Origin of the sequence: Candidatus Kirkpatrickella diaphorinae, from assembly GCF_025736875.1 — a bacterium.
GTDB classification, from domain to species: Bacteria; Pseudomonadota; Alphaproteobacteria; order Acetobacterales; family Acetobacteraceae; genus Sorlinia; species Sorlinia diaphorinae.
Genome location: NZ_CP107052.1, coordinates 59,291 through 83,755 on the forward strand (window position 1 = coordinate 59,291; position 24,465 = coordinate 83,755).

Below are 24,465 nucleotides of genomic sequence, written 5' to 3' on the forward strand. Positions count from 1 at the left end.
TTTTATGTCCAACGTCACCGTAATCGGCACTCAGTGGGGTGACGAAGGCAAGGGCAAAATCGTTGACTGGCTGGCAAGCCGCGCGGATATCGTGGTGCGGTTTCAGGGCGGTCATAATGCAGGCCATACCCTTGTCGTCGGTGATCAGACATATAAATTATCGCTGCTTCCCTCCGGCCTCGTGCGCGGCAAAACCGGCGTGATCGGGAATGGCGTGGTGGTTGACCCGGAAGCTTTCCTGGCGGAGGTTGAGCGTGTCACTGCTCAGGGCCTGACCGTATCGCCCGAAACACTTTGGGTGGCGGATAATGCCGCTTTGATCCTGCCCGTGCATGTGGCGACGGATCGCGCGCGTGAGGCGGCCCGGGGTGATCGTAAAATCGGCACAACCGGGCGCGGAATCGGACCGGCTTACGAGGATAAGGTGGCGCGCCGAGCCATCCGTCTGTGCGACCTTGCAGAAGAAGAAACATTGGACTGGAAGCTTGATGAGCTTCTCCTGCATCACAATACCTTATTGGCAGGGCTCGGCGCACCGACTTTCACGAAGCAGGCTTTGAAGGACCACATTGCGCGCCTCGCGCCCCGCATCCTGCCCTATGGCTGCACGGCCTGGGCGCGACTTGATGAGGCCCGCCGCAGTGGTGCGCGCATCCTCTTTGAAGGGGCGCAGGCCGTCATGCTGGATGTTGATCACGGGACCTATCCTTTCGTGACAAGTTCCAATACCGTCGCGGCCGTGGCGGCAAGTGGCAGCGGTGTCGGGCCGGCCCATGTCGGATTTGTGCTCGGCATTGCCAAAGCCTATTGCACCCGCGTGGGGGAAGGGCCTTTCCCGTCCGAATTATTCGACGTGAATGGCACAACACTCGGCCAGCGTGGCCATGAATTCGGCACAAATACGGGGCGGCCCCGGCGTTGCGGCTGGTTTGATGCGGTTCTGGTGCGTCAGGCCGTGAAGGTGGGCGGCGTCAATGGCATTGCCTTGACAAAGCTGGACGTGCTTGACGGTTTTGATGAGATCAAAATCTGCACCGGCTACACGCTTGATGGCGCGGCGGTCAGTGTTTTCCCCTCCAGCCCGGCGGCGCAAAAGCGCGTCAAACCTGTTTTCGAAACAATTCAGGGATGGAAGGAAACAACGTTCGGTGCCCGGAGTTGGGCTGATTTACCGGCCCAGGCCATCAAATATATCCGCCGTATTGAGGAACTGATTGAAGCGCCGGTAACATTGCTCTCAACCAGCCCTGAACGTGATGACACAATTCTGATGCGGGACCCGTTTGAAGACTGAAATCCAGGATTACCAGACGGACCTGACGTGACCGGCCGATTTTGGAGCGGGAATGATTTTTACCCGCTCCGTTTTCGGACCTTGTCTCGATCTATGAGGTCTTATTTCACCATCTCGGCATGACGTTGCGCGACCAGCTTCGCGTTAGAGAGGCGACGCGCCTCGACCTCCGCCGACATGGCTTTCTGCAGTTTTTCAAACGCCCGCGCCTCAATCTGGCGGATACGCTCGCGAGAAACATTATAATGGTGCGAGAGATCCTCCAAAGTTGAAGGCTCCTCCTTTAAACGACGCTGATGCAGAATATGGCGCTCACGCGGGTTAAGCGTCAGCAGGGCTTTGGAGAGCATGTCCTGTCGCCCGGATAATTCCTCAGCTTCTCCCAGACGCTTTTCCTGATTCGCGCCTTCATCCACCAGCCAATCCTGCCACTCACCCTCGCCATCGTTCTTCAACGGGGCATTCAGACTGCGGTCCGGAGCTGTCAGGCGGCGATTCATGGAGACGATTTCCACATCCGACACGCCGAGTGCTTTGGCGATCTGGTCCACCTGTTCCGGCTTGAGGTCACCATCATCAATGGCCTGCATCTGGCCTTTCAGGCGGCGCAAATTGAAGAACAGTTTTTTCTGAGCCGCTGTCGTACCGATTTTAACGAGAGACCAGCTATGAAGAATATATTCCTGCATGGCGGCGCGGATCCACCACATGGCATATGTCGCCAGCCGAAAGCCGCGCTCAGGGTCAAAGCGTTTGACCGCCTGCATCATCCCGACATTGCCTTCACTGATGAGTTCACTGACGGGGAGGCCATAGCCACGATAGCCCATCGCAATCTTCGCGACCAGGCGCAAATGGGACGTTACAAGTTTGTGGGCTGCGTTTGCATCCTGTCGATCACGCCAAAGGCGGGCCAGGCGGCTTTCCTCATCCGCTGTAAGAAGTGGAAAACGGCGGATCTGCTGTAAATAACGGGTCAAGCTTGCTTCCGGACCCATAGAGACCGCTGGGGTAGAAACCATATGCTCTCACTCCTGAGATCAGGGACGGCCAGGCCGCAACCCTGAGACGCATTTTGGGAATTTGCCCTCGAAATATGCCCTTGATTTAAGCGACATATCTGATGCCCCGCCTTCAGTTTGCGTCACGCCCTGAAGATAACTCTCCATAACAAAAGCACCGAAATTTGTCAATAAACAGTACCGTATTACTCGGGTTTAAACACCAATGGTATCAAGGAGTTGCACGATATCCGGTGCCAGGTTTTTCTCAAAACGTAACATTTTTCCGGTGCGGGGATGGGTAAAGCCGAGCACCACAGCATCCAATGCCTGACGGGGGAAATCCAGCGCCGCCTGCCGCGCGGGGAGGGGCAGGTTTTTCGCGGCTGCGGGGATGCGACGCAGATAAACCGGGTCACCCAGAAGCGGATGGCCCGCATGGGCGAGATGAACGCGAATCTGATGCGTGCGACCCGTCATTAAACGGCACTCAATTTTCGAGACGCATCCCCCGTGGACCGACAAGGTCCGCACCTTTGTCATGGCGTGCTTTCCCTGCCCGGTGACGACGGCCATACGCTTGCGGTCCCGCCGATCCCGGCCGATTGCACCCTCGAAAATGATTTCAGGGGGGAGAATGCCCCAGGCAAGCGCGTGATAGGCGCGCTCAATATTTCTGGCGGCGAAGGCTTCGGAAAGGGCGTTGTGCGCCAATGCTGTTTTCGCGACGACCATCAGCCCGGACGTGTCTTTATCGAGACGATGCACAATGCCCGGACGTTTCTCGCCCCCGATACCTTCCAGCCGGTCACCACAATGGGCAATCAGCGCGTTGACCAGCGTCCCCGCCTCATTGCCCGGGGCAGGATGCACCACCAGGCCCGGCGCCTTATCCAGCACGATGAGGTCGCGATCCTCGAATATAATGTTCAGCGGAATATCCTGGCCGATTGGGGTGGCGGGCAGAGCGCCAGGCACGATGACGCGAATCACCTGTCCGGCGCGCGTCAAACTTGACGGTTCCGTTATGGCAGTGTCATTGCAGGTGATGTGTCCAGCCTCAATGAGGGCTTTCAATCGGCTGCGGGAATAGGCGCTCAGCTTGCCGGTGAGGAAACGATCCAGCCTCTGGCCGGCATCCTCCGGGGAGACTTCCAGTTTTGTGTCGATTTCATGATGGGGCAGGGGGTTCATCAGGGTGGTTCTAGCAAATAAAAGGTGCGGCGTGTCATGAATCTGGAAAACCCGAATCCCGGCCCGTCCCGCGCCCTGACAGGACTCGTCATCGTGATGGGGGTTCTGATTATCATCGGATTTGCCGCGCTTGTAAGCGTCATCATCTCCCGCCACCTGCGTCCAGAGGTTGCGACCCCGCTTGAAGTCCGTCGCGCTCTGCTTCATGTCACGGGTCAATCACGCATTACCAAAATCGTGCCCCGCGCAAATGGAGACGTCATTATCGAGATTTCGGGACAAAATGGGGATCAGCGCGTTGCGGTATGGGAACCCTCATCGGGCCGTATCGCGGCGGAGCTGGAACTCGTTCCGACGCCGTGATGCGGTCTGTCTGGCCGGAGTATGTGATGCGTCCTTTCCCTGCGATCATCTCTTTTTCCGCTGTTGCCACGTCGCTGGGCATTGGCGGATGGCTGGGGCCTGCGCAGCAGGGTTCCGCAACGGCGAAATGGTATCGGGATCTGGACAAGCCTGATCTCACGCCTCCGCCTTATGTCTTCGCGACAATCTGGCCGATTTTGGGGTTGGGACTGGCTTTTTACGGATATCGGGCCATGACCGACGCGCCCTCTTGCGGGAAGCGGACGCGCATCACCTTATGGGCGCTGCTCACCTCGGGGATTTTGGCCTTCCCGCTTGTTGCTTTTCAATGGCGACGTCTGCAGGTCGCGACCGGGCTTGCCGCGGCGATGGCCCTCCTGGCTTCAGGGGGCGTTGCTGCATCCTGTCGGCGCGACATCAAAGCAACATGTGCCCTCGCACCCATGTTGTTATGGCTTGGCTTCGCAACGTGGCTGCAATTTGCGATCTGGCAGAAAAACCCTGACGAAAGCTAGGCCAATCGCATTTCGCACGGACGTCAGCGCGTCAAATATTAATTAATAATAAATTTAAGATGATTCGACCTCAAGGGTTGAAATCGCCCGATGCGATGCGCAGTTCGGTCGGGTGAAAGGCGGTAACGCGCCTCTTCTGGCCGGTCAAAAAGGGCTGGCCACATCCCAATCCTGTCAATCCCGATGGAAAGATGACCAAATAGGAAAATTTATGTCAGATCTTTTTTCACCGATTCAACTCGGCGCCATAGAAGCTAAAAACCGCATATTAATGGCGCCCCTCACGCGAGCCCGCGCAACGCGTGAACATGTCCCGACGCCGATCATGGCGGAATATTACGCGCAACGCGCCGGGGCCGGGTTGATCATCTCGGAAGGTGTCGGCATTTCCAGACAGGGCCTCGGCTGGCCCTACGCCCCGGGGATCTGGAGTGATGAACAGGTCGAAAAATGGCGTCCGATCACGCAGGCTGTTCATGATAAGGGCGGCAAAATCGTCGCGCAGCTTTGGCATATGGGGCGTATGGCGCATTCATCCGTCACGGGTGAGCCAATTGTTTCAAGCTCAGCGACTCGTGTTGACATGAAACTGCATATCTACGCTGGCAAGGAAGATGCGGAGACAGCGCGCGCCCTGACCGTCGCGGAAATTGCACAGATTGTTGAGCAATATGGCATCGCGGCGCGCAATGCGATGCAGGCAGGCTTTGACGGGATCCAGATTCACAGCGCCAATGGCTATCTGCTGGATGAATTCCTGCGGAGCAACTCCAACTTCCGCGATGATGAATATGGTGGCGCGCCCGAAAACCGCATCCGCTTCCTGAAAGAGGCAACGGCGCGGATTATCAAGGAGATTGGTGCGGCGCGCACATCTGTGCGGCTGTCGCCCAACGGGGACACGCAGGGTTGCTTCGAGCCTGATCCTGAATCCGTCTTCGTGCCCGCGGCGAAAATGCTCAGTGATCTCGGGATCGGCTTCCTGGAGCTTCGGGAGATCGGGCCGGAAGGGACTTACGGCAGCACGGACCAGCCGAAAATTCACGACGCGATCCGTAAAGTTTTCAATGGACCGCTGATCCTGAATTCCGATTACACGCGGTCTCAGGCGATTGAGACGGTTGCGAATGGCACGGCGGACGGTATTGCTTTCGGGCGGCCCTTCATCTCCAATCCGGACCTCGTCACGCGCTTGCAGAAGGACCTCCCGCTTGCGCCGTGGAATATCAAGACCTTCTATTCCCAGACGGAAGAAGGTTACACGGACTACCCGACTTACGGGTAACAAGCCCATACCCATCCCGGTTTCGACCGGGATGGACCGGGTTTCTCGCCGCGGCCGTCACATTTCAGAGCGGCCTTACACCGTGAAATATTTGGCTTTCGGGTTGAAAATCACGAGCGCGGAGGTCGATTGCTCCGGGTGGAGCTGATAGCCATCTGAAAGCGAAATCCCCATTCTATCGGCCTCAAGCAGGTTCAGAATGGAAGTCTGATCTTCCAATCGCGGGCAGGCGGGATAGCCGAAAGAATAGCGCGCGCCGCGATAACCCTGCGCCAGCAATTTTTCCCGGTCGCGCGCATCCTCGCTGGAGAATCCGAGTTCAGCGCGCATCCGCTTATGCGTGTATTCCGCCATGGCCTCTGCAATCTCGACAGAGAGGCCATGCAAATAGAGGTAATCCTGATAACGATTGGCCTCAAACCAGTCCCGCGCCAGGTCCGACGCTTTCTGCCCGACCGTCACGACCTGAAGGCCAATGACGTCGCGTTGGGCGTCATCCACATCCCGCACAAAATCGGCGATGCATTCACCATCTTCTTTCGGCTGCCGCGGCAGGGCAAATCGCGCGACTTCATTCTGACCCGTCGCGTCGAACAAAATGAGGTTATTACCCTCACCGGCCGCTTTCCAATAACCGTAACTGGCGCAAGGCTGGAGAATATTCTCATCTTCGCAGATTTTCAGCATACGCTTGAGGACAGGTTTAAATTCTGTCCGCGCATAGGCAAGGAACGCTTCCAATGAGCGTCCATCCTTCTTGAAGCCCCATTGAAACTGGTAAAGTGACCGCTCATTCAGGAAGGGAAGCACCGCGTTCACTTTTGCCTCAAGCGCGCGCGGGCCGAAAAATGGCGCGTCCGGCACGGGGACATCGTGATTGATCCGCTGTCGTCGCGCGCGCACAACAGCCACATCGACAGGCGCAAACCCGCGCGTCTCAGCATTTTCAATCACTCGGGAGACATTCCGTGATTTACGCCCCGCCCTTTGAGTCTGGAGCGCGGCGAGATAATCGTCAAACTGGTTTTGCACGACTTTATCCATGAGAGACAGGCCGTCAAAAGCGTCCCGCGCATAGGCCACGCGTCCGGCCACATCCTGGCCATAGGCTTTGACGCAATCATCCTCGACGTAATTGCGCGTCAGCGCCGCCCCACCGAGAAAAACGGGTATCTGCAGCCCCTGTCGCGCCATTTCCTCCAGATTTTCCCGCATGATGACGGTGGATTTAACAAGCAGGCCTGACATGCCGATGGCATCCGCCTGATGGGCCTTCGCGGCGGCAATCATATCCGCGACGGGCACTTTAATCCCGAGATTGATCACCTGATACCCATTATTGGTCAGGATGATATCGACGAGATTTTTGCCAATATCATGCACATCGCCTTTAACCGTGGCGAGCACCATCGTGCCACGCGCCTGACCTTCAGTTTTTTCAAGGTAAGGCTCCAGATAAGCGACAGCATGCTTCATCGTTTCGGCGGATTGCAGCACGAAGGGCAACTGCATCTTCCCAGAACCGAAAAGCTCTCCCACGACTTTCATCCCGTCAAGCAGGACGTCATTAATGATGTTGAGCGGCGCGATTTTCTCCATCGCGGCGGCGAGATCTTCCTCAATCCCTTTCCGGTCTCCGTCGACAATCCGGTCTTTCAGGCGCTCTTCCGGCGTTTCAGCGCGGCGCTTGGCGGTGGCGTCCTCCGCCTTGCGCCCGCTGAAGAGAGACAGGAGTTTCTGCAGAGGGTCGTAATCCTCCCGACGCCGGTCGAAAATGAGGTCTTCCGCGACCTGTACCTCCTCCGCCGCGATCAGATGAAGCGGGCGGATTTTACTGACATGCACAATCGCGCCCGTCATGCCCGCTTTGACCGCATGGTCAAGGAAGACGGAATTCAGCACGGCGCGCGCCGCCGCGTTAAGGCCGAATGAAATATTGGAGAGGCCGAGAATAATCTGCACCTCCGGATATTTTTCGCGGATAAGGCGAATGCCCTCAAGAGTCCACAACCCCAATTTGCGATCATCCTCCACGCCGGTCGCGATCGTGAAGGTGAGGGGGTCGATCATCAAATCAGCCTGCGGCAGGCCGAACTCCCCACACGCCACCTCAATCAAACGGTCGGCAATGCGCAATTTATCTTCCGGCGTTTTGGCCATGCCGACTTCGTCGATCGTCAGCCCGATCACGGCGGCCCCGAATTTCCGTGCCAGGCGCATCCGTGCATCCGCATGGTCCCGCCCATCTTCGAAATTGATGGAGTTGATGATGGGTTTACCGCCATGACGTTTCAGCGCGGCCTCGATCACGTTCGTTTCCGTTGAATCGATCACGAGGGGTGCATTGACGGCGGCGGTGAAGCGCGTGATCACCTCATTCATTTCCGCAATCTCATCACGGCCGACAAAAGCGGTGCACACATCGAGCGCGTTTGAGCCCTCGGCCGCCTGCTCCCGCCCGACCGCGACGCATCCATCCCAGTCATGCGCTTCCTGCAATGTGCGCCATTTTTTCGAGCCATTAGCGTTGCATCTTTCGCCGATGGAAAAGTAACTATTCTCCTGCCGCAGCGCGGTTTGCGTGTAGAGGCTGGCGACAGAGGGCACCCAATGGACGCTGCGCTTTACCGGCGTCGGGCGCCATGAATCTTGACCCAATTTGCGTAACATCGTGTCGAGCGCCGCGATATGCGGGGTTGATGTCCCGCAACATCCGCCGACGAGATTGATGCCGTCCTCCAGCACGAAACGCTCAACCCAGCTGGCCATGTCATCGGGTGAGAGGGGGTAGTGCGTCTTGCCATCGACCAATTCCGGCAGACCGGCATTGGGCTGGATGGAGATCAGCCCCGGCCAGTTCTCGGCCATCCAGCTGATATGTTCCGCCATTTCCTGCGGGCCGGTCGCGCAATTAAGGCCCATCAAGGGCACATCCAGCGCATTCACGACAGTCGCTGCCGCCGCAATATCGGGCCCGACAAGGAGGGTGCCGGTCGTTTCCACCGTCACCTGAACAAAAATCGGCGTTTCCTTCCCGAGTTGCCCGCGCGCGATTTTCGCGGCATTGACGGCGGCCTTGATTTGCAACGTATCCTGGCATGTCTCGATCAGGATGGCGTCAACCCCGCCATCAATCAGGCCAAGGCATTGGACGACGAGGCCCGCTTCCAGCGTGTCATAATCAATATTGCCCAGTGAGGGGAGTTTGGTGCCCGGGCCGACAGAGCCGATAACATAGCGATGGCGCCCATCGACGAAGCTCTCCGCCGCTTCACGCGCCAATTCAGCGGACAGCTTGTTGATCTCGCGCGCGCGGTCCTGAAGGCCGAACTCCGCCAACGTGATGACGGAGCCCCCGAAACTGTTTGTTTCGACCATATCCGCCCCGGCTTCAAAATAGCTGCGGTGAATATCCCGGATGATTTCAGGGCGTGAGAGAGAGAGGATATCGGTGCAATTTTCCTGCCCCCAATAATCCCGCTCCGTATCAAGGTCGAGCATCTGCACTTTTGAGCCCATCCCGCCATCACAGAGGAGGACGCGATCCCTCAGAAGTTCAAGCAAGGCTGGGCGGGTCATATGGAGGGCTTTCGATGAATATCGGACGAGATCAGGGCGTGTCGTCGCGCGTCAGCCCTTTCGAACGTCAAACTAAAATGCGTCCCGGCTTGAGCGCAAGAGTGCGAAACGCTTAAATGAGGCCGGTCCCCCGCGTTGGGCCGGACATGGAGCGTAATATATTGAGCCGCATCAACCTGACTTTGGCCGCGTGCGTGCCGGACTGGCCTGCATCGAGACGATCCAGCGCGATTCTCCTCACGGAGGGTCAATTTTCCTCATCCAACCATTGGCACCGCATTATCGAGGTCGCGGAGACAGCTCCTATCCTGTCATTACCCTGGCGTCACACTGCACAATGCCCCTGCTGTCAGGTCCGGCATAAGGGGGTGGATGAGATTTATCGAGAAGTGATCGCGCTGCTCAGTGCCTCTGACGCCCTCAGGAGGGAGCTTGTTTATGTCGCGTCTCCGCACTTATTAACGTCATTAACGGCAGGGATTGCGGCGCAACCTGTGCTTGCATCGCGTGTGACGCTCAATATGCCGCCATAATCGTAGAGTTTGTGTCGCGCATATTACGAATTTAAAGTTAATATGACAATTCTGGCACTGTGTTTTCTCACTGGAGAGCCCTATTTTGTGCTATAGGCCGCTTTGCAGATGCGCGCATTTGTTTTAGGAGCGGCATCTTATAAATCCCAAGTGAGTGTTTCCGCGTTTTTCATTGCATCGTATGAGGGCAATTGGTGGATCAGACTGGTAAACAAACTGGATTAACGGGCGAGGCAAGCCCGGCTTACATCCGGATACGTGCAGCCATGGCCGCCGCAAAATTCCACGGTATCGAGCTCGATATCAAGGATTTCGCGGCTGAGCCCGGTGAAACATCCCCCTCTCCGGCGACGCTTGCACGGTGGCTCAATGATTTCGGTGCTGTCGCCAAGGGGATGCGCATCAAATGGCGCTTCCTTGTGCGCATGTATAACACGCCCCCCGTGGTGCTGATGCTGCGCGATGGTTCCGCGGCCCTCATGGTGCGCGTTGACCCTGAGCGCAATATTGTCTGGCTACGTGACCCGCTTGCGCCTGAAAACGCGACACCCGTCCCGGTGGATGAATTGCGTTTATCCGAGGTCTGGACCGGGGATATATTGCTCGTCAAACGCCGCCGCGACCTTTCCGAAGCCGATGCGCGCTTTGATATGATGTGGTTCGCGAAGATCGTCCTGCGTGAGAAAGTCAGTCTCCGCAACATCGTCTTTGCTTCAATGATATTGGCCGTTCTCCAGATCTTCCCCGCATTGATTGTGATGCAGGTGGTGGATCGCGTCGTTAATTACCACTCGACCGCGACTTTGATTTCGATCACCGGTATTGTGGTGATACTCACTTTTTACGAAATTATGCTGACTTATGCGCGGCGGGAACTGACACTTGTCATGACGACACGGGTGGATGCGCGCATCTCCCTGCACGCATTCAACCGCCTTCTCTCATTGCCGCTCGAATTTTATGAGCGGGAGCAGGCGGGCCGCGTGATTGGCCGTTACATGGCCCTTTACCGCGTGCGTGACTTTCTAACGGGCAAGCTGCTTTCAACATTCCTCGATATGTTCACGCTTTTCGTGATTCTGCCTGTGCTTTTCTACATGAGCACGACGCTCGCCTGGATGACGCTCGCCTGTGCCGGCCTGATCGGCCTGATTGTCGTCGTCTTCCTGCCGCCCATGACGCGCGTTTATACGAAGATGGTGGATGCGGAGATGGAGAGGGGCTCCGTCCTTTATGAAACCGTCGCGGGTATCCGGACCATCAAGACCCTCGCGCTGGAGCAGACAAGGCGGGAGAAATGGGACGAGACGACCGCCAATGTCATCCGCTGGAAGCTCGCTTCAGGCCGCATGTCAAACTGGCCTGCCACACTCGTGATGCCGCTCGATATGTTCATTAATCGCGGGATCATCCTCGTCGGGGCCTATCTTGCGCTTAAAACAAATAGCGGTGTCGGTGTCGGTGCGCTTCTGGCCTTCATGATGCTCGGCTCACGCGTTGCGTCGCCGCTTGTCAGCCTCGCCAAAATCCTTGAAGACGTCAATCAGGTGACAACCTCGCTTAATGAGGCGGGCATTGTTCTGAACCAGCCGACGGAAACGAAAGCGCTCACGACGGGTATGCGGCCAATTCTGCGCGGCGCCCTGTCTTTCCAGAATGTCGATTTCACTTATCCTGGTTCTTCCAATAAAGCCCTCAATAATGTGACATTTGAGGTGCCTGCCGGGACAATGTTGGGGCTCGTCGGGCGATCAGGCTCCGGCAAATCCACGATCACGCGCCTCTTACAGGGTGTCAGCCGGGGCTATGCAGGGTTTCTGCGCCTCGACGCGCTTGAATTGCGGGAAATCAATCTTACGCATTTGCGGCGCTCTCTAGGCGTGGTCCTTCAGGATAACTTTCTTTTCAGAGGGTCGATCGCTGATAATATTGTTTCCGGTCGGCCCGGTTACACGATGAATGACGTCATCCGCGCCGCACGTCTGGCGGGCGCTGAGGAATTTATCGACCGGATGCCCGCAGGTTACGAAACCCAGATTGAGGAAGGCTCGACCAATATCTCAGGTGGTCAGCGTCAGCGCCTTGCCATTGCCCGCGCCGTGATCAGTGACCCGAAACTGATGATCCTCGATGAAGCGACCTCCGCCCTCGATCCCGAGAGCGAGGCCCTCGTAAATGCCAATCTGAAGCGCATCAGTCAGGGACGCACGATGGTGATTGTCTCGCACCGTCTTTCCTCCCTGGTGGATTGCGACATGATCTGCGTCATGGATCGCGGCCAGGTGATTGATGTCGCGCCTCATGCCGTCCTGCTGGAACGCTGCGACGTCTACCGCACGCTTTGGATGCAGCAGAATCGTCACACACATCACCATGAATCCTCCGGATCGTCGGATACTGATTCCGGGCGCGATGTTTCTCCCGGGGGGAAAGAAAAATGAGTGACAAAGATATTGTCGAGCAGGATCCCGAGAAGGAAAATGACGGTCCCGTCAATCCGATTGCGCCGCGTGAGGCTGACGACCCGTTCGCGCAACAGGATATGCCGCTCGCGCTGCTGGAGTTCCACTCTCCGACAGCGTCTCTCGTCAACATGCCGCCCTCTCCGGCGGCGCTCTACATCATGTGGGTCGTGGGGGGGATGTTCATCATGTGCTTCCTCGCCGCGGCGCTATTCCCCATGAATAAAATCGTCACCACCCCCGGAAGGCTCGTCTCTGTCGAGCGCACCATCATCGTGCAGCCGCTGGAGACATCCATTGTGCGCTCCGTCGACGTCAATATGGGCGATGTGGTGCAGAAAGGGCAGATCCTCGCGCATCTTGACCCCACAATCACAACGGCGGATATCGGCGATAAACGCGCCCAGCGGGATGCTTATCAGGCGACAGTCAATCGCCTCAAGGCGGAGGCTGAAGGTAAGGATTATACGGCGGACATCAAAAATCCCTATTCCGTCAATGAGGCGGCGGCCTTCCTGAAGCGGCGGCTCGAATTTGCAGCCAAAACCCAGCAATATGAGCAGGATATTGCCTCGTTACAGAGTCAGATCCAGGGTTATGTTGCCAGTGCCGCCATGTATCGGGGACGCGCCAATATCGGGGGTCAGATCCTTGAAATGCGTCAGAAACTCCAGAAGGAAGCTGTCGGGAGCCGCCTGATGACTCTGGGCGCGCAGGGTGAGCTGATTGACGCGGAGCGCGCTCAGATTGAGGCGCAGCAGAATGCCAACGCGGCCAGGGCCAAACTTGCCGCAACGCAGCAGGAGCTCGCTGCCTTTAAGGAAAACTGGCTTGCCGATGTTTACGCGAAACTCAGCGAGGCCCAGCATCGATATGATGAGTCGGAGGCCGAATTTACAAAATCCAAATTGCGCAGCGAGCTGATCTTATTAAGGGCCCCGGAGGATGGTGTCGTCCTGAACGTCGCGAAAGTATCGGTCGGGGCGGTGGTGCAGGGGGCGCAGGTTCTCGTCAGTCTCGTCCCGACAGGCGCAGCGCTTGAGATGGAGGCGGTTCTGCGCGGGCAGGATGCAGGATTCGTGAAATTGGGTGACCATGCTTTACTGAAATTTTCCACCTTTCCCTATAATCAATATGGGGGCGCGGATGCCACCGTCCGCGTCATCAGTGCGGATACGTTCTCAAGCGAGGATGCTCCTCAGGACGTCGCTGGCGCGGCGGGGCGCGGTCAGTCACCACAATCCATGGCGAATGGCTTTTACCGTGTCCGTCTGCGGATTGATCGTTACACGCTGCATGGCGTGCCGTCCTTCTTCCATCCGATACCGGGTATGCCGGTCACGGCGAATATCCAGGTGGGCAAACGGACGATGCTGCAATATTTCTTCAATCGTTTGACAGCGGCAACTTCGTCGGGGCTGAGAGAGCCCTCGTAAAGAGGTCAAAGACGTTGAGGTAAAAGCAAGTGGCGATTTCTCCACGCTTGAATATGTTTGTCTCGAAGCCGCGGCGTCTGCAAAACGCGATCGCGCTTCTCGAAGAGGATGATCGGGCCGTCGAGGGGTTCTCCCGCCTGTCGGCCCTTGCGGCAGAGGGTGTGGTTGAGGCGCAATATCGCGTCGGGCGCGCCTACCTTGAGGCACGTGGCACACCCTACCAGTTTCGGGAAGGTGAGCGCTGGCTTCGCCGCGCTGCCGAGGTCGGCCATACGGACGCGCAGTACTTCCTCGCCATATTGCACCTTATCGGCTACCCGAAGGGCTTCGATCCGGAGAGTGAGGACGTTTATAGCGGCGTTTCAATGGAGGAACGGGTGCCCGACCTCGCCGGGGCGCTGCCCTGGGCCCTTAAAGCGGCGGAAGCCGGGCATGTCGAGGCGGCGGGGCTCCTCGGTTATATTTATTCATCCGGTCCGCATGAGATCAAGGATGAGCAGAAAGCCCTCAAATGGTATGAGATCGCGCATGAGAAAGGCTCTCCTCAGGGGAGTCTCGGCCTCGGCATTGCGCGTCTTCAGTCCTCACCGGATAAAACTGCGATCGCTCTTTTGCGCAAGGCGGCGGATGCCGGCCTGCCGACCGCTTTTTTCTATCTTGGCTGGGTATATGAACTCGGGATTGTCGCGCCGCAAGACGATGTCCGTGCCGCGCGGAATTTTCAGAAAGCGGCGGAAGGCGGCGTCACGGCGGCCGCGCTGCGTTACGGTGTTTACCTGCTCCATGGCCGCGGCGTCGAGAAAGACCTTTTTCAGGCCGAGACATGGCTTCGCCGTGCCGCGCTGAAAGGGGAGGCTGAGGCTGCCGCGATCCTCGGCGACCTGAATATTCGTGGCTTTGACCACGCTCCCAATTTTGAGGATGCAGGGGGGTGGTATCGCCTTGCGGCTGAGATGGGCCATGCGGCGGCGGCGCGCGGGCTTGCGCTTCTTTACCTCACCGGGTCAGGCGTGAAACGTGATCTCGACCTCGCGGCGCAATGGTTTCATACGGCGGCGGAAATGGGCGATTCAGTCGCCAGTGCCGATTTCGGCAATCTGGCCCTGATCGGTGTCGGGTCGGAATCCCAGAAATCAGATCTGTTCAAGCGCTTCATGACCGAGGCTGAAGAAGGGAGCCTGGTGGCGGCATTTAATCTTGGCGTCTGCCTGGCTCAGGGGGTGGGCACGGAGGAAAATCCGCAGGCGGCCATCCAATGGTTCAAGGTCGCGGCGAAAGGTGTCGTTAATGCACAATATTGGTTAGGCCGCCTCTATGGCGGTGAATTCGGCGTTGAGGCGGACCCGGCGGCTTCCGTCGAATGGCTGGAGAAAGCGGCAGATGCCGAGATGCCGGAGGCCCAGGTTGCGCTGGCGCAACTCCTCGTGACGGGAACATCCGTTCTGGGGGAAGATCACCCGCGCGCACTCAAACTTTACCGATCGGCCGCGCAGCGTGGCAATGTCGATGGCACGTTCGGCCTTGGGGCCATGCTGGGCGGCGGCCATCATGTTGAGGAACAGAATCGCGCAGAGGCGCAAAGCTGGTTTCGCCTGGCGGCGGAACGCGGTCACGGCCTGGCGCAATTAATGTTGGGTCGGTATCTTGAGCGCGGCCTGGGTGGTGAGGTCAATCTGGAAGGTGCGCAGCTATGGTATGAGCGCGCTGAGAAATCCGGTGTTCCGGAGGCGTCACAGGCCCTTATCGCGCTGAATAAATCGATGGTTGTCGATGCCGGATGACGGCCCTGCCCGACGAAAGAGGCCGCGGCCGCTCTTCACCGGTTACGGCCATAAAGTTACGGCACGACAGCGCGCGGATTGGAAATGCTGGGCCGATCAACGTGCCCAGCTATCCTACCGGCGTGGCACGGAGGCCGCCCTTTCCGGGGATTACAGTCAGGCCATAACTTGGCTTGACCGCGCCGCCCGTATGGCGCCGGATGACCTCAACGTGGCCGCAGCGCGCGCCTTCGCGTATTTTGCCGCAGGGGATTGGGCGGCAGCCTGCGTGCAACTCGGCAAACTGGTCGACATCACGGCGTCGCCCCGCGTCTTAGCGGCGCTTGCGGTCACTTGGCTGAGATTGCGACGGATTGATCAAGCCTGCGCGGTGACAGAAGCGCTCCTCAGCCGGAACGCGCCGCCGCCTGAAATCTACCCGACAGCGGACCTCGTCAGGCGGCACGTTAATAAAGTCGGGTGGTGCGGTGTCAGCAATGCGGGTATTCTCATCGGGCAGAGCGACGCGCCGGTCAGCATCAAGCTGGATGATCATTTCATTGCGCAAAATGTCTCTTTACCCTTTGCCCTGCCTGAAAAATGGGTGGCGGCGACGCATCTTGAGGTGCTGGCTGACGATAAGCCCCTCCTCGGCGCGCCGATCGACTTGCAGGCCATCCGGCAGACAGAGGGTTTTGTCACCTGTAAAAACGGGAAATTGGAGGGTTGGATCTGGTATCCGCATGACCCGGAAACACCCGCCGAGATATTGATTAAATGCGCGGGTCACGCCCATCGCATCCTGCCGCAGGAAGATGCGGGGGACATGAATCGTTACGCGATATTTCGCGCCGCCCGGCGATTCACATTTCCCATGAAATCTATCCCGCGTGATGCCCGTATTGACGTGACGGACCGTTATGGGCGCCATTTGATGGGGAGCCCGGTGACGCCGGCGCTGCGCGCCTTATTGGAGACGCGCCCTCCCCGTGTTTCGTCGGGCGATGCGCAGCTTTCAGCGCCATCGCCGCGCGCAGGGGCACCAAAAAGGCGGGAAGCCTGTCTCGTCATCATCCCTGTCTATCGCGGCTTGGCGGAAAGCCGCGCCTGCCTCAATTCCGTGCTGGATGCGCGGACTGACGACCTGGAGATACTCGTCATTAATGACGCGACCCCGGACCCGCAACTAAGGGAGGCGCTGCATCTTCTGGCCGCTTCCGGTGACATCACCCTCCTGACACATGAGGAAAATCTCGGCTTCGTTGCAAGCGTAAATGCGGGACTGGAGCAGGCAGCGGGGCGGGACGTCATTTTGCTGAATAATGACGCGATGTTTTTCAATGATGGCGTGCGCCGCCTGCGCGCGGCGCTGCATAGTGCCGCGGATATCGGCACGGCCACGCCTTTTTCAAATCACGCGACGATTTTCTCCCTGCCCTATGTGGACAAACCTAATCCATTTCCCTCACCGGCGCATGGCGCTTTCCTGGATCGCATTTTATCGGAGAGCGCGTTTGCACCCGGCCTTGATGTGCCCACCGCGCATGGGTTCTGCATGGCGATCAAGGGCGCGTGCCTCGAAGAAACGGGCCTTTTCCGCGACGCGCTTTTCGCACAGGGTTACGGGGAGGAAAATGATTTCTGCCTGCGCGCCGCTGATCATGGATGGCGACATATCGCGGCGACGCGGGTCTATGTGGCCCATCATGGCAGCTTGTCATTTAACGGCGCACGAGATGACCTTTTGGCGCGCAACCTCAAACTGGTCGAGAAATTACATCCGGGTTACCTCGCCGCCATTGACGCCTTCATTGAAAAAGATCCGCTCGCGGCTTTCCGCAATGACGTCATCGCGCGTGCCATCAAAGCGACATGGCGGGAAGCCCCGCATCGCACCGCGATATTGGTGACGCATGATGCGGGTGGCGGTGTGGAACGCATTGTCAAGGACCGCGCGCAATGGTTTCAGGATCAGGGCCTGGCAACGCTGGTTATCCGACCGCATTATGAGGGATGCCGATTGTCGCGTTTTGGCGGCGATGATGGGGAAGTCATCTTCCGCCTGCCGGAAGGTTGGGGGGATCTGGTGGCGTTCCTCAAGGAGATGTCGCCTGCTCTCGTCGAGATCCATCATATGGTGGGTCATGCCGCGATTATGCATCAATTGCCGCGCGCTCTTGCTGTTTCGAGCGATATTTACGTCCATGATTATGCGTGGTTCTGCCCGCGCGTCACGCTTCTCAGCGATAAAAGCCGTTATTGTGGAGAGCCGGATCTGGAAAGCTGCCAGAAATGCGTGGACCGTTTGGGTGACCTGACGGGGGAAAACCTCCCCGTGGCGGCGCGCGTGGCACGATCTGACGCCTTGTTACGTGAGGCACGCCGTGTTGTGGCGCCGTGCCATGATACGGCCACGCGCATGATGCGGCATTTTGACACGGTGCCCGTCATCGTTATGTCGCCATCTGACTTGCCCGCAACGCCGAATCGTCGAGTTCCGCGGCGGGTGAGGGGGGCTGCCGTGCGCATTTGTGTGGTTGGGGCGATCGGGAAGGATAAAGGTTACGACGTGTTACTTGCGTTGGCGCGTTACGCCCAGCGTACGCATCGCGCGCTTGATATTCTCGTGATCGGGCATAGTGTCGATGATGATCGCCTCCTTGCGACAGGCAAAGTCCATGTGACGGGTGAGTATAAAAATAATGAAGAAGCTCTTAGCCTGATTGAGGCGTTTCAACCTCACTGGGGATTTCTGCCCTCCATTTGGCCGGAAACCTGGTGTTTTGCGTTAAGTCTTCTGATGGCGAAAATTTCCAGAATTGCAGTATTCGATATCGGGGCGCAGGCGGAGCGGATGCGGCGGGTTCACGGTTCCGTTATTCTACCCTTGGGCATGAACGTCTCACGATTGGCCGACATGTTCCATCCACCATCGGAAGGGGCGTTAGATGAGGGCCGCAAACTGCCCGAAATTGGGGGAAAATAATTTCTTGACGGCGTCTTGTATTGGGGCCGCAATCAGCTATCACTTATCATGGATGCCGCTGTTAACGCGCGGGGTTTAACAAGTCAGTCAGGAAGGTTTGTCATGCCGAACGGTTCGGAATCAGGGAAATCGATCGTACAGATACAGTCCAATGCATCTTTGATGACTTTTGATGCGGGCCTCTATTGTATTTTTATGAGTAAGCCGGTGGAGCATTTCGCCGCTCCCGGGTTTCCGGCTGTCAAAGTGACGCAGGCACCTAATATTCCGCAGGGACTTGTCACGATCTCAGCGCTTGATGAGGAGGGTATCATCAGTAATCCCGGTGGCGCGGCGCTCGTGCGCGTCAATCGGGGCCCGGCGCAGGTTCTGGTCACGACATACAGCCTTCCCAATGATACGACTGAAATCCCCGACGTGCAGGTGGCGCGTCTGAGTGGCCCCGTCATTCGCCCGGCTGAGGAGGGCGCTTCATCCGATATTGCAGGTGGCGACGCCCCGCACCCCGGCGCGCAGAACATGCCGGAAATCTCGGCCCATATCCGGTCCCAGGGGGACGTTACCGGAAGTTTCGGGAACTGGGTCGGTGAGCCGGGGAGTAAGCAATGGATTGAGGGCTTCGGCCTGTCGCCTAAAAAAGACGTCGCGCCTGAAGATATTGAATATCAGGCGATGCTCGGGAAAGGCTGGCTGTCACCTTGGGTGGAGGGCGGCACTTTCTGCGGTTCCCGCGGGATGGCGCTGCCCATTCTGGGGCTGCGCGTGCGTCTGAAAAACGCGGCGGCAGAAAATTTCGCCGTGATGGTTGAGGCGTACTTTGTCGATGGGTCACAGGTTGAGAGAACCAATGCGGATGCGGTGATTTCCGCTGAAAGCCATGCCGCGCTGGAGGCTTTCAAACTTGATATCGTGCCGCTGAAATCCGCAAGTAAAGGCGCGTCCCCGGCAGCAGGTCGCGGGCGGAAAAAAACCGCCTGACTTCGCCACGCGCATTCTCCGCGACGTACATAACCCTCACGGTGATGCCCGTCACGGATGAATGTGCCTGCACCTTCACGGAACAGGCTCCAAGCTGAGACCCAGGACGAACAAAACGTGCGCTTTCTTTTCATCCACCAGAATTTTCCCGGACAGTTTCTGCATATTATTCGGCATCTGGGACGAAATCCGGAAAATGAGATTGTCTTCATTTCGGAAGTCAATGAAAACGCGATTGAAAACGTGCGCCGCGTGCTTTACCGCATTGCCCGTGCGCCGGAAGTCAGGTCAATGCCCGGGCTGCATGAATATGAGCTTGGCCTCCTCCGCGCGGAGGCCGTGGCCCGTGCGGCGCGTAACCTGAAAGCGCTCGGCTTCATCCCCGATGTGATTATCGGGCACCATGGTTGGGGTGAATTGCTGGACATTAAAGATGTCTACCCATCCACACCACTCCTTGGATATTTTGAATTCTTCTATCATACGAAGGGTTTCGATGTTGATTTCGACCCTGAATTCCCGTTGGAGGCTGAGTTACTCCCGGTCGTGCGACAGAAAAACGCCGTTAATCTTCTGGCGCTCAGTCTGAACGAACATGGGCAGACTCCAACCGATTTTCAGCTGAAAACCTATCCATCCTGGGCGCGTCCTCAGATCAATCTGATCAGGGAAGGGGTCAATCTCAATCATTGTCGGCCTGACCCGGGTGCGGCGCGGCGTCCACTGGAAATTAACGGGCATGTCATCGCGCCGGAGAAGAAACTCGTTACATATGTCGCGCGAAACCTTGAGCCTTATCGGGGTTTCCATAGTTTCATGCGTGCTTTGCCGCGCCTTCTGGCTGAAAGGCCGGATGTGGAAGTCGCGATTGTCGGCGGGGACAGCGTCAGTTACGGCCGCCTGCCGGGGAAGGGTTTTGCCAATTGGCGTGAAGTCCTTCTGGCAGAATTGGGGGACAGGCTTGACCTGTCACGCACGCATTTCCTCGGGCAGGTCACATACCCGCTTTATCTGAAGTTACTTCAGCGATCAGATGCGCATATTTATCTGACCTATCCCTTTGTCGCCTCCTGGTCCCTTCGAGAAGCGCTCGCCATTGGCTGCCCGATTGTCGGGAGCGATACCCAACCTGTGCGGGAATTCATCAAAGATGGGGAGACGGGCCTTTTGACATCCTGCCTCGATCCGGATGCGATCACAGGCAGTATCCATCGGATTCTGACCGATCGGGATTTATCGAATAATTTGAGACGGAATGCCCGGCGCGAGGCGGAAGCGCATCTCGATCTCGATGCCTATCTCAATCATTATGAGCGCATCATTTCAGACGTCGCGCGCTTCTGAAATTCACAGGCGGTGACGCCGGTGACGTGACCCGCCTCATCATATAGCAGGGAAGGGCGTCGGATCGTTCTCCCTTCTGCCCGTATCAGCAAAGAGGGCGGGCGAGGCCGGTCAGGGTCCTCGCCGACTTTAATGGGCAGATATTATTTCCGCGCCGCTTCATGCGCTGCGATGATAATCTTTTTGGCCTCCTCGGGCCCGGCCCATCCGGTGATTTTAACCCATTTGCCACTTTCGAGGTCTTTATAACGCTCAAAGAAGTGTGAGATGGCGCTGCGGGTGATGACGGGCAGATCGTCGATCGTTTTGACATCGCTATATTGCGTATGGATTTTGTCATGGGGGACGCAGATGATTTTCTCATCCTGTCCGCTCTCATCCTCCATTTTCAACATACCGACGGGACGCACACGGATCACCGCGCCAGGGCTGATCGGGCCGGGCGCGAGGACAAGGGCATCGGCCGGGTCACCATCCGCCGCCAATGTCCCGGGGATGAACCCGTAAGCGGCCGGGTAACTCATGGACGTAAAGAGAAAGCGATCAACGAAGACAGCGCCACTTTCCTTATCCACCTCATATTTGACGGAAGACCCCTCCGGGATTTCAATAACGACAAAGATATCGTCCGGCATGTTTTTGCCTGTCGGGATTTTTGAGAGATCCATGGATAGAGTCCTGTCTGACGTTTGAATGGCGGAAATTTAAGCCTCTTTTACCCTTAGTCAGAAGGCTTGCACAGACGGAATTTCAGTCCGCACGACGATGGCGATCCGTATGGCCGAGATCTCTGTCAGGAAAGAGCACATCGCGCACGCGCTGCTTCAGAAGTTTCGCCTCCGGGAAGCCCCCATCGGCCTTGCGCTCCCAGATCACGTGACCATCAACCGTGATCTCGAACCGCCCGCCATGGTCGGGCCGCAGGGCGACTTCTGTGAGGTCCTCTCCAAAAGTTTGCAACAATTCCTGCGCGAGCCAGGCAGCCCGCAACAGCCAATGGCATTGCGTGCAATAATAAATGGCCACATGACCTGTCTTGCGCGTCATCATGATGATCTTTCCCTGAGTCAGGCGGAAGCGTTGCCGTGGGGGAACGACAATTCCGCTCTTCGCCTAAAGCTTTATTATGCGCAAAAATATCCCTGAGATGCACTTAATCGCTTGCAAAGATCTGCAAACTGCGCAATTTCGGGACCACCTAGGCGCCTGTAGCTCAACTGGTTAGAGCAGGCCGCTCATAACGGCTTGGTTGCGGGTTCGAGTCCTGCCGGGCGCATAGGTTTTCTGCCGCACCATTCCGCAAGATGCATTCTTCCTGATGCGGCATGTCCAATTTTCTTGATCGGGGGTCCTGACGTGGCTTCATACCAATATGTTTATGTCATGAAGGACCTCACCAAGTCTTATCCCGGCGGGAGAGAAGTGTTCAAGGGCATTACCCTGTCCTTCCTCCCCGGCGTGAAGATCGGCGTGCTCGGTGTTAATGGCGCCGGTAAATCCACCCTTTTGAAAATCATGGCCGGGATTGAGAAGGAATATGGGGGTGAAGCCTGGGCCGCTGAGGGTGCCCGCATCGGCTATCTGGAGCAGGAGCCAAAGCTGGATGAATCCCTGACGGTCGGGGAGAATGTGGCGCAGGGTTTCGGTGCCCTCAAGAAAGCAGTGGATCGCTTCAACGAAATCTCCATGAAATTTGCGGAGCCGATGGGCGATGAGGAGATGAATGCCCTCCTCACTGAACAGGCTGAGTTGCAGGAAGCCATTGATGCTGGTGACGGGTGGGAGCTTGATCGTAAGCTGGAAATCGCGCTCGACGCACTGCGTTGCCCGCCCGCAGAAAGTCCCGTTTTTAACCTTTCAGGTGGGGAGCGGCGGCGCGTTGCGCTTTGCCGCCTTTTGCTGGAGAAACCCGACCTGCTCCTTTTAGATGAGCCGACAAACCATCTGGATGCGGAAAGCGTCGCCTGGCTGGAAAAAACCCTGCGCGATTATGCGGGCACGGTGATGGTTATTACCCATGACCGGTATTTCCTCGATAATGTAACCAATTGGATTCTCGAAATTGAGCGTGGGCGGGGTTACCCGTTTGAGGGCAATTATTCCTCCTGGTTGACGCAGAAGCGGAAGCGACTGGCGCAGGAGGAAAAAGAGGAAAGCGCCCGTCAACGCGCCCTCGCGGCGGAGCAGGACTGGATCAACGCCTCCCCGAAAGCACGTCAGGCAAAAAGCAAGGCCCGTATCACCAAATATGAGGAAATGCTCGCGGCCAGTCAGGAGCGTGTTGGCGGCACGGCGGATATCGTCATCACGCCCGGCCCGCGCCTTGGCGGAACCGTCATTGAGGCTGAAAATCTCACAAAAGGTTTTGGTGATCGCCTCCTCATTGAAAATCTCAGCTTCAAACTCCCACCAGGCGGGATTGTCGGTGTGATCGGGCCGAACGGCGCGGGCAAGTCCACGCTTTTCCGCATGATCACGGGGCAGGAGCATCCCGACACAGGCAGTTTGAAAGTCGGAGACACCGTTAAACTCGGTTACGTCGACCAGTCGCGCGACTCGCTTGCAGATGACAAGACAGTCTGGGAGGAAATTTCCGGCGGGACGGATGTGATCCATCTTGGCAAACGCGCCGTGCCCTCGCGGGCCTATGTCGGTGCTTTCAACTTCAAAGGTGCCGACCAGCAGAAGCGTGTCGGTGTTCTATCCGGTGGTGAGCGGAACCGCGTCCACCTCGCGAAAATGCTCAAGACGGACAGTAATGTCATTCTGCTGGACGAACCGACCAACGATCTCGACGTCGATACTCTGCGTGCTCTTGAGGATGCGCTCGCGGATTATGCGGGCTGCGCTGTGGTGATCTCGCATGATCGATGGTTCCTCGACAGGCTCGCGACGCATATTCTCGCTTTTGAGGGCGATAGTCATGTTGAGTGGTTTGAGGGGAATTTCCAGGATTATGAGGAAGACAAAAGGCGTCGCCTCGGTCCGGAAGCGACGGAGCCCAGCCGCATCCGATATCGCCCACTCGCACGCTGATCAAAGCGCGTACGGGCGCTGTAACGACACGTTCCGACCGCTTCCCGTGTTTCGACATGGCACGAAATCGGATTCATAGAGGCGGAGACGCCGTGACGCGCGTCCCGCACGCCATGATGATATGTGCTGTGACGGCGCCGGACCCATCTTGAGCCGATGAGTCAATTGCGCACCATCCGTACGCAGCGCCTCTTTCTGCGTCCCGTATCCTGGCATGATCTCGCCGACCTTCGGCGGCTTAAAGGCAATGCCGCGTCCTTCGGGCGGATGCTGGGCGGTGTGCGGACGCCGGGGCAGGTGGAGGCGGAACTCGCGGAGGATATGGCCTTCTGGGCGCGCCGCAAAATCGGTATATTCGCGATATTGGAGAAAGGGGTTTTTGTCGGCCTGACCGGTTTCCATGAGAGGCCGGACGGTCGCGGCATCGGGCTTCGTTTTGCGCTCTTCCCCCATTTGCAGGGGCGCGGCCTCGCGCGGGAGGCTGCGGGCGCTGCCCTTTCCTACGCGCGCACGGCCGGGATCCATCGCGTCATCGCCGTGGCGAGCGCGGATAATCTCGCCTCACAGACGGTTCTCCGCTCGATCGGGATGCGGCAATGCGAAATCTTCCAACGTGATGGACGTGAGATGCGGGTTTACGAGGCTGTGCTTGACCATAAATAAAACGGCGCGCAGAAAAGGCCGCGCGCCGTTTTGAAA

Annotated in this window: 18 protein-coding genes and 1 tRNA gene; 14 read left to right on the forward strand and 5 right to left on the reverse strand. The window is 57.5% G+C overall.

All coding sequences use genetic code 11. The features are described 5' to 3' along the window. Positions 1 to 4: 4 nt before the first annotated feature. A complete protein-coding gene (locus N5W20_RS00325) occupies positions 5 to 1,294 on the forward strand; it encodes an adenylosuccinate synthase (protein WP_319806964.1) in 1,290 nt (429 codons plus the stop codon). A gap of 101 nt (positions 1,295 to 1,395) precedes the next feature. Here N5W20_RS00325 and rpoH read toward each other — a convergent pair whose 3' ends face one another. Together rpoH and N5W20_RS00335 are read right to left on the reverse strand one after the other, a co-directional pair. Next, complete coding sequence (rpoH, locus tag N5W20_RS00330) at positions 1,396 to 2,316, reverse strand: RNA polymerase sigma factor RpoH (RefSeq protein ID WP_408869406.1); 921 nt, start codon at positions 2,314 to 2,316, stop codon at positions 1,396 to 1,398. 195 nt (positions 2,317 to 2,511) lie between these two features. Beyond that, positions 2,512 to 3,489 (reverse strand): RluA family pseudouridine synthase, encoded by a 978-nt coding sequence (locus N5W20_RS00335; protein ID WP_319806965.1) that lies wholly within the window; start codon positions 3,487 to 3,489, stop codon positions 2,512 to 2,514. Positions 3,490 to 3,525: 36 nt separating this feature from the next. On the opposite strand from N5W20_RS00335, the gene N5W20_RS00340 reads away from it, so the two are divergent. From N5W20_RS00340 to N5W20_RS00350, 3 genes are all read left to right on the forward strand, one after another. Beyond that, a complete protein-coding gene (locus N5W20_RS00340) occupies positions 3,526 to 3,852 on the forward strand; it encodes a hypothetical protein (RefSeq protein WP_319806966.1) in 327 nt (108 codons plus the stop codon). Between the two features lie 26 nt (positions 3,853 to 3,878). Next, positions 3,879 to 4,367: a TspO/MBR family protein gene (locus N5W20_RS00345; protein ID WP_319806967.1), complete on the forward strand. Its 489-nt coding sequence runs from the start codon at positions 3,879 to 3,881 to the stop codon at positions 4,365 to 4,367. A gap of 211 nt (positions 4,368 to 4,578) precedes the next feature. Next, positions 4,579 to 5,652: an alkene reductase gene (locus tag N5W20_RS00350; RefSeq protein WP_319806968.1), complete on the forward strand. Its 1,074-nt coding sequence runs from the start codon at positions 4,579 to 4,581 to the stop codon at positions 5,650 to 5,652. Positions 5,653 to 5,727: 75 nt separating this feature from the next. Here N5W20_RS00350 and metH read toward each other — a convergent pair whose 3' ends face one another. Further along, entirely contained in the window at positions 5,728 to 9,231 is a 3,504-nt protein-coding gene (gene metH / locus N5W20_RS00355; RefSeq protein WP_319806969.1) for a methionine synthase, read from the reverse strand. Between the two features lie 116 nt (positions 9,232 to 9,347). Between metH and N5W20_RS00360 the strand changes: the two genes are divergently transcribed. The 7 genes from N5W20_RS00360 to N5W20_RS00390 all read left to right on the forward strand — a co-directional run bounded on the left by N5W20_RS00360 (position 9,348) and on the right by N5W20_RS00390 (position 20,730). Further along, positions 9,348 to 9,764, forward strand: coding sequence for a hypothetical protein (locus N5W20_RS00360; RefSeq protein WP_319806970.1), 417 nt, complete (start codon positions 9,348 to 9,350; stop codon positions 9,762 to 9,764). Positions 9,765 to 10,030: 266 nt separating this feature from the next. Next, positions 10,031 to 12,205: a peptidase domain-containing ABC transporter gene (locus N5W20_RS00365; RefSeq protein ID WP_319807892.1), complete on the forward strand. Its 2,175-nt coding sequence runs from the start codon at positions 10,031 to 10,033 to the stop codon at positions 12,203 to 12,205. Continuing rightward, entirely contained in the window at positions 12,202 to 13,662 is a 1,461-nt protein-coding gene (locus tag N5W20_RS00370; RefSeq protein ID WP_319806971.1) for an HlyD family type I secretion periplasmic adaptor subunit, read from the forward strand. Before N5W20_RS00365 ends, N5W20_RS00370 begins: the two co-directional genes overlap by 4 nt. A gap of 29 nt (positions 13,663 to 13,691) precedes the next feature. After that, entirely contained in the window at positions 13,692 to 15,443 is a 1,752-nt protein-coding gene (locus N5W20_RS00375; RefSeq protein WP_319806972.1) for a tetratricopeptide repeat protein, read from the forward strand. Then, complete coding sequence (locus tag N5W20_RS00380) at positions 15,433 to 18,408, forward strand: glycosyltransferase (RefSeq protein WP_319807893.1); 2,976 nt, start codon at positions 15,433 to 15,435, stop codon at positions 18,406 to 18,408. Before N5W20_RS00375 ends, N5W20_RS00380 begins: the two co-directional genes overlap by 11 nt. 195 nt (positions 18,409 to 18,603) lie before the next feature. After that, positions 18,604 to 19,386 (forward strand): hypothetical protein, encoded by a 783-nt coding sequence (locus N5W20_RS00385; RefSeq protein ID WP_319806973.1) that lies wholly within the window; start codon positions 18,604 to 18,606, stop codon positions 19,384 to 19,386. Between the two features lie 117 nt (positions 19,387 to 19,503). Continuing rightward, entirely contained in the window at positions 19,504 to 20,730 is a 1,227-nt protein-coding gene (locus tag N5W20_RS00390) for a glycosyltransferase (protein WP_319806974.1), read from the forward strand. A gap of 143 nt (positions 20,731 to 20,873) precedes the next feature. On the opposite strand, the gene ppa is transcribed toward N5W20_RS00390, so the two are convergent. Together ppa and N5W20_RS00400 are read right to left on the reverse strand one after the other, a co-directional pair. Further along, complete coding sequence (ppa, locus tag N5W20_RS00395; RefSeq protein WP_319806975.1) at positions 20,874 to 21,398, reverse strand: inorganic diphosphatase; 525 nt, start codon at positions 21,396 to 21,398, stop codon at positions 20,874 to 20,876. A gap of 82 nt (positions 21,399 to 21,480) precedes the next feature. Further along, positions 21,481 to 21,780 carry a SelT/SelW/SelH family protein gene (locus tag N5W20_RS00400; RefSeq protein ID WP_319806976.1) on the reverse strand — a complete coding sequence of 100 codons (300 nt, stop codon included), beginning with the start codon at positions 21,778 to 21,780 and terminating at the stop codon, positions 21,481 to 21,483. Positions 21,781 to 21,932: 152 nt separating this feature from the next. Between N5W20_RS00400 and N5W20_RS00405 the strand changes: the two genes are divergently transcribed. The 3 genes from N5W20_RS00405 (at position 21,933) to N5W20_RS00415 (ending at position 24,429) form a co-directional block, all read left to right on the forward strand. Then, positions 21,933 to 22,006 (forward strand) — tRNA-Ile (locus N5W20_RS00405). Between the two features lie 80 nt (positions 22,007 to 22,086). Continuing rightward, positions 22,087 to 23,766 (forward strand): energy-dependent translational throttle protein EttA, encoded by a 1,680-nt coding sequence (gene ettA / locus N5W20_RS00410; RefSeq protein WP_319806977.1) that lies wholly within the window; start codon positions 22,087 to 22,089, stop codon positions 23,764 to 23,766. 156 nt (positions 23,767 to 23,922) lie between these two features. Continuing rightward, the gene (locus N5W20_RS00415; RefSeq protein ID WP_319806978.1) at positions 23,923 to 24,429 is read left to right on the forward strand and encodes a GNAT family N-acetyltransferase; all 507 of its coding nucleotides are present in this window, start codon (positions 23,923 to 23,925) and stop codon (positions 24,427 to 24,429) included. The last annotated feature ends 36 nt before the right edge of the window (positions 24,430 to 24,465 follow it).